This is a genomic window from Pedobacter sp., from assembly GCF_035317785.1.
Taxonomy (GTDB): Bacteria; Bacteroidota; Bacteroidia; order Sphingobacteriales; family Sphingobacteriaceae; genus Pedobacter.
On sequence record NZ_DATHGC010000054.1, the window covers coordinates 1 to 11,630 of the forward strand.

General features: G+C 44.9%; 12 protein-coding genes. 4 read left to right on the forward strand and 8 right to left on the reverse strand.

What is annotated here, in order from left to right; genetic code table 11:
• From VK541_RS03565 to VK541_RS03575, 3 genes are all read left to right on the forward strand, one after another.
• Positions 1–2,239: TonB-dependent receptor (locus VK541_RS03565; RefSeq protein WP_324366995.1), on the forward strand; the 2,239-nt coding region annotated here is incomplete at its 5' end.
• 5 nt (positions 2,240–2,244) lie between these two features.
• On the forward strand, positions 2,245–2,877 hold the full coding sequence (locus VK541_RS03570; RefSeq protein ID WP_324366997.1) for a thiamine phosphate synthase: 633 nt from the start codon (positions 2,245–2,247) through the stop codon (positions 2,875–2,877).
• A gap of 66 nt (positions 2,878–2,943) precedes the next feature.
• A complete protein-coding gene (locus tag VK541_RS03575; RefSeq protein ID WP_324366999.1) occupies positions 2,944–4,221 on the forward strand; it encodes an MFS transporter in 1,278 nt (425 codons plus the stop codon).
• 2 nt (positions 4,222–4,223) lie between these two features.
• Here VK541_RS03575 and VK541_RS03580 read toward each other — a convergent pair whose 3' ends face one another.
• The 8 genes from VK541_RS03580 to rplM form a co-directional block, all read right to left on the reverse strand.
• Positions 4,224–5,984 (reverse strand): ABC transporter ATP-binding protein, encoded by a 1,761-nt coding sequence (locus VK541_RS03580; protein ID WP_324367001.1) that lies wholly within the window; start codon positions 5,982–5,984, stop codon positions 4,224–4,226.
• A 91-nt stretch (positions 5,985–6,075) separates the two neighbouring features.
• Positions 6,076–6,639: a ribosome recycling factor gene (frr, locus tag VK541_RS03585; RefSeq protein WP_324367003.1), complete on the reverse strand. Its 564-nt coding sequence runs from the start codon at positions 6,637–6,639 to the stop codon at positions 6,076–6,078.
• Between the two features lie 42 nt (positions 6,640–6,681).
• Positions 6,682–7,386 (reverse strand): UMP kinase, encoded by a 705-nt coding sequence (pyrH, locus tag VK541_RS03590; RefSeq protein ID WP_324367005.1) that lies wholly within the window; start codon positions 7,384–7,386, stop codon positions 6,682–6,684.
• Between the two features lie 71 nt (positions 7,387–7,457).
• Positions 7,458–8,564 carry an N-acetylglucosamine-6-phosphate deacetylase gene (gene nagA / locus VK541_RS03595; protein WP_324367007.1) on the reverse strand — a complete coding sequence of 369 codons (1,107 nt, stop codon included), beginning with the start codon at positions 8,562–8,564 and terminating at the stop codon, positions 7,458–7,460.
• A gap of 72 nt (positions 8,565–8,636) precedes the next feature.
• A complete protein-coding gene (tsf, locus tag VK541_RS03600; RefSeq protein WP_324367009.1) occupies positions 8,637–9,473 on the reverse strand; it encodes a translation elongation factor Ts in 837 nt (278 codons plus the stop codon).
• Between the two features lie 103 nt (positions 9,474–9,576).
• A complete protein-coding gene (rpsB, locus tag VK541_RS03605; RefSeq protein WP_324367011.1) occupies positions 9,577–10,416 on the reverse strand; it encodes a 30S ribosomal protein S2 in 840 nt (279 codons plus the stop codon).
• An 18-nt stretch (positions 10,417–10,434) separates the two neighbouring features.
• The gene (gene rpsI / locus VK541_RS03610; protein WP_324367013.1) at positions 10,435–10,821 is read right to left on the reverse strand and encodes a 30S ribosomal protein S9; all 387 of its coding nucleotides are present in this window, start codon (positions 10,819–10,821) and stop codon (positions 10,435–10,437) included.
• An 11-nt stretch (positions 10,822–10,832) separates the two neighbouring features.
• Positions 10,833–11,276, reverse strand: a complete 444-nt coding sequence (gene rplM / locus VK541_RS03615; protein ID WP_324367015.1) for a 50S ribosomal protein L13 — start codon at positions 11,274–11,276, stop codon at positions 10,833–10,835.
• Between the two features lie 137 nt (positions 11,277–11,413).
• On the opposite strand from rplM, the gene VK541_RS03620 reads away from it, so the two are divergent.
• Positions 11,414–11,551, forward strand: a complete 138-nt coding sequence (locus VK541_RS03620) for a hypothetical protein (protein ID WP_324367017.1) — start codon at positions 11,414–11,416, stop codon at positions 11,549–11,551.
• The last annotated feature ends 79 nt before the right edge of the window (positions 11,552–11,630 follow it).

Genomic DNA, 11,630 nt, shown 5'->3' on the forward strand with positions numbered 1-11,630 from the left:
CTTAGCTGTGCTGCTTGCGCCTGCTTTCTTAAATGCGCAAACCAAACCTGACGTTAAATCCAGGAGAGATACCACAATCAAACTGAATGAAATTACCATAAAAGCCACCAGGGCAAATGAAAAATCTGCCACTACCTATAAAAACATCAGCAAAGAAGAGATCGAAGCCAACAACTTTGGCCAGGACCTGCCCTTCATCCTCCAAAACACGCCTGGTGTTGTAGTAACCTCAGATGCGGGGGCGGGCGTGGGTTATACCGGCATCCGGATCAGGGGCAGCGATGCCAGCCGGGTCAACGTCACCATTAACGGCATTCCGTACAATGACAGTGAAAGCCAGGGCATCTTTTGGGTAAACATGCCGGACTTTGCCTCCTCTACCGACAACATCCAGATCCAGCGGGGAGTAGGTACCTCCACCAATGGCGCAGGTGCTTTTGGGGGAAGTTTAAACCTGCAGACTTCTGCGCCTGCAGAAAATGCATATGCAGAGCTGAATAACAGCTACGGCTCATTCAATACTTTAAAGAATACGGTCAAAGTCGGTACCGGACTGATCGACAACAAATGGAGTTTTGACGGACGTCTTTCGAGGGTCAAATCAGACGGTTTTATAGACCGCGCCGCTTCCGACCTCAAATCTTATTTCCTTTCAGGTGCTTATTATGGCAAAAAAGACCTGCTCCGGATCAATGTCTTTTCAGGTACAGAAAAGACTTACCAGGCCTGGAACGGCATCCCTGAATCAAGGGTAAACGGAGATCTGGCAGGTATGCAGGCTTTCATAGACCGCAACTATTTAAGTGATGCCGATGCCGCAAACCTGCTCAACTCCAACAGCAGAACCTACAATTCATTCACTTACAAAGACCAGACAGACAATTATCGGCAGAACCATTACCAGGCATTGTATGCCAGACAGTTTACGGAACAATTCTCTTTCAACGCCGCATTGCACTATACAGACGGGCAGGGATATTTTGAAGAATTTAAATCCGGGGACAAATTTTCTAAATACGGATTGGCTAATGTGACTGTGGGCGAAACCGTGGTCGAAGAGAGCGATCTTGTCCGCCGCCGCTGGCTGGACAATGATTTCTATGGTTTGACCTATGCGTTCAATTACCAGCCGAAATCTAACCTGAGTTTCACACTTGGCGGCGCCTACAATGAATACCGTGGCAAGCACTTTGGTGAGATCACCTGGGCGCAGTTCGCCTCATCCATCAGCGAGGATTTCCACTACTATGACGGCAAGGGAAGCAAAGATGATTTTAACGTCTACGGCAAGGTAAACTACAGCCCGGTAGAAAAGCTGAGCCTCTTTCTAGACCTCCAGTACCGGAATGTGGGCTACCAGATCAGCGGAACGGACAAAAACCTGAAGCCGCTTGACTTTGACAACAACTACAATTTCTTCAATCCTAAAATAGGGGCCACGATATTCCTGAATGCGCAAAGCAATGTCTACGCTTCTTACAGCAGGGCAAATAAAGAACCCAACCGGGACGATTTTACCAATTTAAAGACAGGGCTACCGGTGCCAAAAGCAGAAAAGCTAAATGATCTGGAAGCGGGTTACCGTTTTAAAAATGACAGATTTAGCGCCGGGGCAAATGTTTATGGCATGTTCTACAAAGACCAGCTGATCTTCACTGGTGAGATCAATGAATATTCGGATGCCTACCGTCAAAATGTTGACAAAAGCTACCGCGCAGGACTTGAGCTGGATGCTTCTTATACCATAAGTCCTCAGTTTATCATCAATGCCAATGCCGCCTTCAGCAAAAACAAGATCAAAAACTACATAGATTACGTGCCCGAATATGATGACAATTTTGAGGTAACCCGCCTGGTGACCACCACCTACGCCAGTCCTGACATTGCATTCTCACCAGCATCAGTCTTATTTGGCGAACTGGTCTATAAACCGTTCAAAGGTCTGGCAGCAGCATGGCAGAGCAAATACGTAAGCGAGCAGTTTATGGACAATACCCAGAATGACAGCAGGAAACTGGATGCTTACTTTGTCAATAACCTGAGACTGGGCTACGATTTCAAACTAGGCGGAATCAAAAACGTCAACATTGGCCTGCTGGTCAATAACATCCTCGATGAAAAATACGAGAGCAACGGCTATACCTACAGCTCTATCTATCAGGGTGCCACGACTACAGAGAATTTTTATTTTACGCAGGCGGGAACTAATTTCTTACTTTCGCTCAACCTGAAGTTTTAATTCCAATGAAGAAGTTCATCGAAAAGCTACATTTCATCACACACGACATTGAGCAGTTGAGCCATGTACAACAGGCACAAATTGTCTGCGAAGCCGGGGCCAAGTGGGTTCAGTACCGCTGTCTGACCAAAAATGACGATGAACTCCTGCAAGATATCAACACCATTGCAGAGATCTGTGACGACTGGGGGGCAACCCTTATCGTCACAGATCATGTGCACCTCAACGGCAAGGCCGACATACAGGGATTTCACATCGAGGATATGGATGCAGACTTCATCAAGCTGAGAGGGCTGCTGGGCGAAGCCTGTACCATTGGCGGTTCAGCCAACACCACTGAAGGCCTGATCAGACTCGCACAGGAAGGAGCGGACTACGCGGGTTTTGGGCCTTTTTCCCATACAGACACCAAGCCCAACTACTTTGAGCATCTTGGCATCGAAGGTTACCGCAAAGCCATGCAGCAGCTTCAGCAAACACACATCGACCTGCCCGTCCTGGCTGTTGGCGGGGTTACCATCAACGACATAGATGAGCTCCTGCAAACAGGTGTTTTTGGCATAGCCGTCTCTTCAGCCATCAACCAGGCAGAAGATATGCGCAGTGCTTATTTGTCATTTTATGACAAGATTATGTAATACTAAGCCTTTTCAGGTCTAAAATTTCTTTGCGCAAAAACCTACCTTTGTGCAAAATCTTTCCTGTTGGAAAACTCAGACATTATAGAGCCAAAAATACCTTTTTACGCAGCCTTGCTATACAGAGAATTCAGATCTTATCTTGGCATGCGTTTCTTCTTCACATTTGCTTATCAAATGCAGGCCGTCATTATCGGCTTTCACATTTACCACCTCACCAAAGATCCGCTGGCTTTGGGCCTTGTCGGGCTTTGCGAAGCCATTCCGGCAATCAGCATAGCACTTTACGGAGGTTATGTAGCCGATAAATCAGAAAAGAGGGGATTGCTGCTGAAGATCTTTTCCGGTGTATTTCTCTGTACCGTGATCATGCTCATCGTCACAACCGAAAGCATGCATGCTTATGTGCCGACCAGCTATATCATCCCCATCATGTATTTGATGATCTTTGGAATAGGGATGGCCAGAGGGTTCTTTAGTCCGGCGATATTTTCGCTCATGGCGCAGATCGTTCCTAAAAAACTCTACCCCAATTCCAGCACCTGGAACAGTTCCAGCTGGCAGGCGGCATCCATTCTTGGTCCGGCAGCCGGTGGCATCATCTATGGTTATTATGGCATCACCGTCACCTACTATGTGATCATCGCTTTTGTATTCATTTCACTGGTCTGTATATTTTTTCTAAAATCCCATCCGCCCACCTTCATTCCAAAAGAAAGCATTGTAAAGAGCCTGACAGAAGGCGTACAGTTTGTATTTAAAAATAAAATGATGCTCGGTGCCATGAGCCTGGACCTCTTTTCCGTGTTCTTCGGCGGCGCAGTTGCCCTGCTTCCTGTATTTGCCAATGACATCCTGAAAGTGGGATCAGAAGGTCTGGGGCTAATGCGTGCAGCAGCTTCGACCGGCGCCGTGGTGACCATGCTGAGCATGACGGTCATATCGCCAATGAACAGGCCCTGGAGAAACCTGCTCATCGCTGTAACCGGGTTTGGAACCAGCATCATCTGCTTCGGCCTGTCCAAAAATTTCTACCTGACCCTTGCCTTCCTGTTTATGGAAGGAGCCTTCGACAGTGTAAGCGTGATCATCCGTTCTACCATTATGCAGCTGCTTACACCCGATGAAATGCGCGGCCGGGTATCGGCGGTCAACACCATGTTCATTGGTTCCTCCAATGAGATCGGGGCCTTTGAATCGGGTCTTACCGCTAAACTCATGAGAACCGTACCTGCAGTGGTATTCGGAGGTGGCATGACCATCCTGGTCGCAGGCATTACTTACCTCAAAACCAAAAGCCTGATCAAACTGAGCCTGCAGGAGATCAATGAGCAAAAACGTTAATTTTAGCTAACTACTTCCTCTTCCACACGTTCACCGATCTGCTGTCTCCACATGGCATAATATAAACCCTTCTCTTCAAGGAGATCTGTATGCCTGCCCTGCTCAATGATATTTCCTCTTTCGAGCACATAGATCCTGTCAGCATGTTTGATGGTCGACAAACGGTGGGCAATCAGAATGGTAATGTGACTGGTCAGCACAGACACGTCCCTGATGGTTGCGGTGATCTCTTCCTCTGTCAATGAATCCAGTGAAGATGTGGCCTCATCAAAAACTAAAATGTCCGGACGGCGCAATAATGCCCTGGCAATGGATAGCCTTTGTTTTTCCCCACCCGAAACTTTCACTCCGCCTTCTCCGATGACCGTATCCAGACCCTGGTCGGCTCTCGCCATCAGGTTCTGACAGGCCGCCTGCTGCAATACCCGCAAACAGTCTTCATCACCTGCACCCGGTTTCACAAATTGCAGGTTTTCCCTGATCGTACCCGAAAACAACTGGGTATCCTGGGTTACAAAGCCGATCTTCTCCCTCAACCGGTCCAGATCAATGTCTTTTCCCGAAGTTCTGTTGTAAAGCACTTCGCCCTCAACAGGCTGATAAAGACCGACCAGTAATTTCACCAAAGTAGTTTTACCCGAACCGGAAGGTCCTACAAAAGCGATCGTTTCCCCATTGTTCATAGAAAAAGTAATGTGGTTCAGTGCATTGGTCCTGCCGCTCAGGTGTTTAAAGCTTACATTAGAAAAAGCCAGTGTATCTATCTTTTCAAGAATAACCGGGTTCAACGGTTTTTTATCAACCGGGGTGTTCAGAATATTCCTGAAATTACCAAGCGACACCTCTGCTTCCCTCCAGGCGAGGATCACATTGCCCAGCTCCTGCAAAGGACCGAACAGGAAAAAGGAGTAGAACAGGAAGGAAAAGTACTGTCCCGGCGAGATCGTATTCTCAAAGATAAGGATCAGCAATACCACAACCATTGTGCTTCTTACCAGGTTCACTGTTGTGCCCTGCACAAAGCTCATGCTGCGCACATACTTTACTTTTCGCAGCTCCAGCCCCAGTATCTTATAGGTCGTTTTATTTAAGCGCTCGATCTCCTGACTGGCAAGGCCCAAACTTTTTACCAGTTCTATATTACGCAGAGATTCTGTCGTAGAGCCTGCGAGCGCAGTCGTTTCAGCGACAATAGAGCGCTGTATCGTTTTAATCTTGCGGCTCAGGTACCAGCTCAGAAAGCTAATGATCGGAATCGAGGCCGCATAAATCAAGGTCACCTTATAACTCACCGCCAGTGAATACACGATCACGAAGACCATACCGATCAGGCTCACAAAAAGAATGCTGATGAACGCAGTGATAAACTTCTCGCTGTCGAGCCGTACTTTTTGCAAAATACCCAATGTCTCACCGCTTCTCTGGTCCTCAAAGACCTGGTATGGCAATTCCAAAGAATGTTTTAAGCCATCGGCATACATACGCGCACCGACCTTTTGTACAATGATATTGGTAAAGTAATCCTGAAAGTTTTTGGCGATCCGGGAAACCATAGCCGCGCCTATGGCCAGGCCAACAAGGCCAAGCACACCCCATACATACTCAGTTCTGTTGAGGTCATCCTTCCTTTCTATAAAACCGTCGACTATTTTACCGGTGAAGTACGGATCCATCAGAGAGAACCCTATGTTAAATGCCGCAAGTACCAGCGCCAGGACGACAATCCACTTATGTGCTTTTAAATATTGTAGCAGTAAATTCATGATGTTGTGGTTAAGATTCGCAAAAATAAATAAAGGGAATGAAGCATTTACCTCATTCCCTTTAAATTACTTATAGATTATAAACCCGGCGTTATACCGTCATGATGTCCTTTTCTTTCAGTTCAGCGTGCTTATCTACCTTGATAATGTAAGCGTCGGTGATCTTTTGAACTTCCGCCTCTCCGGTTTTGATCTCATCATCGGAAACACTTTCGCCTTTCAGTTTTTTAATCTTCTCATTGGCATCCTTGCGGATATTACGTACGGTAATGCGGCCTCTTTCAGCCTCTTCTTTCACCTTTTTTACCAGATCTTTTCTGCGTTCTTCGGTCAATGGCGGAACCACCAGTCTGATCATTATACCGTCATTCTGAGGGTTGATGCCAATATTTGCTTCCATGATCGCACGCTCAATAGGTACCAGCATGTTTTTCTCCCAGGGCTGGACGATCAGTGTACGGGCATCAGGCGTATTTATACTGGCCACCTGGCTCAGCGCAGTTGCACTTCCATAATAATCAACCACGATTCCATCAAGCATTCCTGCTGATGCTTTTCCAGCACGGATTTTGGTCAGTTCAGACTCGCAATGTAAAATTGCCTTATCCATGGACACCTGTGCATCTTGCAGTTGTTTCTTTATGAGGTCATTCATAACATTTAAATTTATAACAGATATAAAATTTAGAATCAGTTTTTATCTTACCAGCGTTCCAATCTCGTCACCTCCGGCAATCTTCATGAAGTTACCGGATTTGTTCATGTCAAACACGATGATCGGCAACTTGTTCTCTTCGCAAAGGGTAAAGGCAGTCATGTCCATTACGTTCAGTCCTTTAGCATAGACCTCTTTGAATGAGATTTCAGAATATTTGGTAGCTGTCGGGTCTTTCTCCGGGTCAGCGGTGTAGATTCCATCTACACGAGTTCCTTTTAGCACCACATCCGCTTTTATTTCAATAGCACGCAAAGCTGCAGCTGAATCTGTAGTAAAATAAGGGTTGCCGGTACCAGCGCCGAAAATAACTACCCGGCCTTTTTCCAGGTGGCGCACAGCCCTTCTTCTGATAAAGGGTTCACAGATCTGTTCCATTTTTATCGCGGTCAGCAACCTGGTTTTAAGGCCCACTTTTTCCAACGCATCCTGCAAAGCCATGCTGTTGATCACGGTGGCCAGCATGCCCATATAGTCGGCCTGCGCACGGTCCATTCCCGATTTCTCAGCACTTAAACCTCTGAAAATATTCCCGCCGCCTATAACAATTGCAATTTGAAGTCCTTCGTCATGTACTGCTTTGATGTCTTCGGCATATTGCCTTACTACCTCATTATCAATACCATATTGCTTCTCGCCCATCAGCGATTCGCCACTTAATTTGAGCAGGATCCGTTTATATTTCATGGCCTCAAACTTAGATAAAATTGCAAATAAATGCAATTTATTGTTCTCTCTGGTTAAAGCGTACGTCAGAATTAATATTCCTGCCCTCGTGCAAAGACCCGTTTCAGTTTCAGATCCTCAGAAATCAGGATCAGATCCGCACTGTTGCCGACAATGATATCGCCGGTCTGTCCGTGAGTGTTTATTAGTCTCGCAGGATACAGTGAGGCCATTTTCAGCGCATCCGCTAGTGAAATCCCACAGTGCTCCACACAATTTTGTACAGCCTGCAATAAGGTGATATTAGAACCGGATAATGTTCCGTCAGGAGTGATGAACTTATCTCCGGAAAGCTGGTGCTGGTAAGGGCCAATATTACATTCGGTAACCGCATCAGTGATTAAGAACAGACGCTCGCCCATTACCTTCTGACTGATCTTTACCATAGCAAAATCAACATGACTGCCGTCCGCTATAATGCTGGCCATTGCAGCATGATGGTTATAAACAGCAGCGGGAAGATTCGGCGCTCGGTGATGGATCGAAGGCATCGCGTTAAACAAATGTGTCGTGGTCTTAAAGCCTTTATCATAGGCTGCAGTGGCCTCCGTATAATTGGCATCGCTATGGCCAAGCGACAATATCACACCCTGATCCAGCAAATAACTGATTACCTCGTCATCCTGCAGCTCTGCAGCAACGGTCATCATTTTCACTACTCCGTCCGCATGCTCCATCAGTCTTTTCACTTCATCCAACTGAGCCTTACGGATGTATTCCGCAATATGCGCTCCTCTGCGTTTGGCATTCAGATAAGGTCCTTCCAGGTGCAAGCCCAAAAAGCCGACTGCTTCTGTGCGGTATGCTTTTGCTGCAGTAATGGACTCCCATACAATTTCAGGTGTATTTGTGGCCACGCAGGCCAGGAAACCAGTCGTTCCTTTGCTGACCAGGTCCAGGTCCATTTGCTTTAGTGTTTCCGCTTCAGGATATGCTGAAAACAATTTTCCTCCGCTGCCATAGATCTGCAGGTCAATGAAACCGGAATTCAGGTATCCGCCTTCCGCATCAATTACTTTGCAGCCTCCCAGCATCACATCCTGACTGATCCTGGCAATTTTACCATTTTCTATAAATACAGTATGGTCAGTGACCAGCACATCACCATCAAAAAATTTACTGTTTGTTATTGCGATCATAGGTACAAATATAAACAAAAAAGGCTCCCGATAAATCGGGAGCCTTTTCCAATATTGTATTAAGCAGCAGTATTAAGCGCCCAATTGTACACGTTTAAATGAAGTTACAGTAAGACCTGCAGCAGTATCATTTAAGAATTTACGAACATCTTTAGATGAATCTTTCACAAACTCCTGGTTCAATAAAGTACTGTCTTTGTAGAATTTGTTCAATTTACCAGCAGCGATCTTTTCCACCATTTCTTCTGGTTTGCCTTCCGCACGGATTACTTCTTTAGCTATTTCAGTTTCACGCTCGATAGTAGACGCATCAACATCAGCTTTGTCCAAAGCAACAGGGTTCATTGCAGCAATTTGCATAGCCACATCTCTACCCGCTTCTTCAGCACCGGCAACAGCCTGGTTTAAAGCAACCAATACACCTAAACGGTAGTTACCGTGGATATAAGGAATAACTTTCTCACCAGAAACAGTTTCAAATTTAGAGATGCCGATCTTCTCACCGATCTTACCAGTGTTCTCAATGATCAGGTCAGAAACTTTATGACCGTCGATATCCAAAGACAAAAGTTCTTCCAGGGAAGCAGGGTTCTTATCGATAGCCAGGTCAGTAAATTTGTTAGCCAAAGCTACGAAATCAGCATTTTTAGCCACAAAGTCAGTTTCGCAGTTCAATTCAACAACCACACCACGTTTGCCGTCAGCAGTAGCTTTAGCAATCACAACACCCTCATTAGAATCACGGTCCTGACGTGAAGCTGCTACTTTAGCACCTTTTTTACGTAAATAATCAACGGCTGCTTCAAAATCTCCGTTTGCTTCTACCAATGCTTTTTTGCAGTCCATCATACCGGCACCGGTCTGTTGGCGTAATTTATTTACATCTGCAGCAGTAATTTGTACTGACATCTTAGTTTTCTTTTTTAAGTTATGATTTAAAAATTATGGGTTGTATAGTATTGTTGTAAGTAGAACCCTGCAACGCACCATACAACCCAAATTATTTTATTATTTATGCTTCTTCGCTTGTACCTTCTTCAGTGGAGTCAGCATCAGCCTCGGCTTCAACTTTTTTCCTTCTTGAACCAGGAGCCGCAGCTTCAGGAGCATCAGCAGCAGCTTTAGCAGCTACAGCTTCTTTTTCAGTTTCCTCGTCTTTTTCACGTTTGCGTTCATCCAAACCTTCTTCAATCGCTTTGATGATTACATCACAGATTAAAGAGATAGATTTAGTAGCATCATCATTCGCAGGGATCGGGAAATCGATGTTTGAAGGATCAGAGTTGGTATCAACCATTGCAAAAGTTGGAATGTTCAATTTCAACGCTTCGCTAACAGCGATGTGCTCTTTCTTAACATCAATTAAAAAGATCGCAGCAGGTAAGCGGTTTAAATCCGCGATACCGCCCAGTAAGCTTTCCAATTTGATACGCTCACGCTGGATCATCAAACGCTCTTTCTTAGAAAGGATCGAATAAGTTCCGTCTTTAGTCATCTTGTCGATGTTGGCCATCTTCTTGATCGACTTGCGCACAGTAGCAAAGTTAGTCAGCATACCACCCAACCAACGCTCAGTTACGAAAGGCATGTTTACTTTTTTAGCTTGCTCAGCAACGATTTCTTTAGCTTGTTTCTTAGTCGCTACAAATAAGATCTTACGACCTGATTTTACAATCTGTTTGATCGCCGAAGCAGCTTCTTCAGTTTTAGTTAAAGTTTTATTTAAATCTATAATGTGGATACCATTGCGCTCCATGAATATGTAAGGCGCCATTTTTGGGTTCCATTTACGGGTAAGGTGACCAAAGTGTACACCTGCATCCAATAAGTCTTGATATGTAGTTCTTGCCATTGTTTTGTCTCCTTAAGATTAACGTTTACTGAATTGGAATTTCTTACGTGCTTTCTTACGTCCTGGTTTCTTACGTTCAACCATACGCATATCACGGGTCATTAACCCTTTAGCGCGCAATGCCGGTTTTTTCTCAGCATCTAATTCTACGATAGCCTTAGCGATAGCCAAACGAACAGCCTCTGCCTGACCTTTGATACCACCACCAGATACGTTTACGTTTACATCATACTGACCAACCAATTCAGAAACTTCGAATGACTGGTTAACGATGTATTGCAAAGGTAACGTTGGGAAATATACTTTATGATCTTTACCATTTACGGTAATAGTACCATTGCCTTCTTTTAAGTAGATACGGGCAACAGCAGTTTTTCTTCTTCCTGAAGTATTTGTAACTGACATTTCTTCTTTAATTAAAGTTTAATGGTTTTTGGTGATTGTGCTGCATGAGGATGTTCTGTACCTGCATAAACATAAAGATTGGTGTATAATTTAGCACCAAGTTTAGTTTTAGGTAACATACCGCGTACTGCTTTTTCGATAACACGCTTAGGATGTTTAGCCATTAACTCTTTTGGAGAAATGAAACGCTGACCACCTGGATAACCTGTGTAAGAAGTATAGATCTTCTCCGCAAATTTATTTCCGGTCAACTTAATCTTTTCTGCATTAATAACGATGACGTTATCTCCGCAGTCTACGTGTGGGGTGTACTCAGGCTTGTTTTTACCACGGATGATCATAGCGATCTTCGATGACAAGCGCCCCAAAATCTCGCCTTCAGCATCCACAACAACCCACTGTTTGTTAACAGTTTTTGCATTGGCAGAGACAGTTTTGTAACTTAACGTATTCACTTGCTTGTATTTAATTTGTTAAACAATTATTTATTCCCCCTAAATTTTAGGGACTGCAAAGATAGCGCAAAATATTTAATTGCCAAACACTTGAGCAAAAAAGTTGTTGTCTCTTTACAAGGTTAAAAACACAAGCTATGGAAACTCAAATTAAACTGATCCCCGATCCGGATCCCGAAGAAGAGATTTATGAAGACGATGACGTAGGCTTGAACCATGATGAGGATGACGACCTGAGCCTGAACATCGATGACGGCGATGATGTTGAAGAGTAACAGCAAATCTATAACAATGCAGGAAAAGAAAGCAAAAACATCTTCCCGCTACCAATTTATAGCTGAACACCATGGCGGG

Coding starts and splice junctions, on each gene's coding strand:
- pyrH (WP_324367005.1), bottom strand. CDS start 7,386: ATGAAATATAAACGGATCCTGCTCAAATTAAGTGGCGAATCGCTGATG.
- frr (WP_324367003.1), bottom strand. CDS start 6,639: ATGAATGACCTCATAAAGAAACAACTGCAAGATGCACAGGTGTCCATG.
- tsf (WP_324367009.1), bottom strand. CDS start 9,473: ATGTCAGTACAAATTACTGCTGCAGATGTAAATAAATTACGCCAACAG.
- rpsI (WP_324367013.1), bottom strand. CDS start 10,821: ATGTCAGTTACAAATACTTCAGGAAGAAGAAAAACTGCTGTTGCCCGT.
- VK541_RS03580 (WP_324367001.1), bottom strand. CDS start 5,984: ATGAATTTACTGCTACAATATTTAAAAGCACATAAGTGGATTGTCGTC.
- VK541_RS03570 (WP_324366997.1), top strand. CDS start 2,245: ATGAAGAAGTTCATCGAAAAGCTACATTTCATCACACACGACATTGAG.
- rpsB (WP_324367011.1), bottom strand. CDS start 10,416: ATGGCAAGAACTACATATCAAGACTTATTGGATGCAGGTGTACACTTT.
- VK541_RS03620 (WP_324367017.1), top strand. CDS start 11,414: ATGGAAACTCAAATTAAACTGATCCCCGATCCGGATCCCGAAGAAGAG.
- nagA (WP_324367007.1), bottom strand. CDS start 8,564: ATGATCGCAATAACAAACAGTAAATTTTTTGATGGTGATGTGCTGGTC.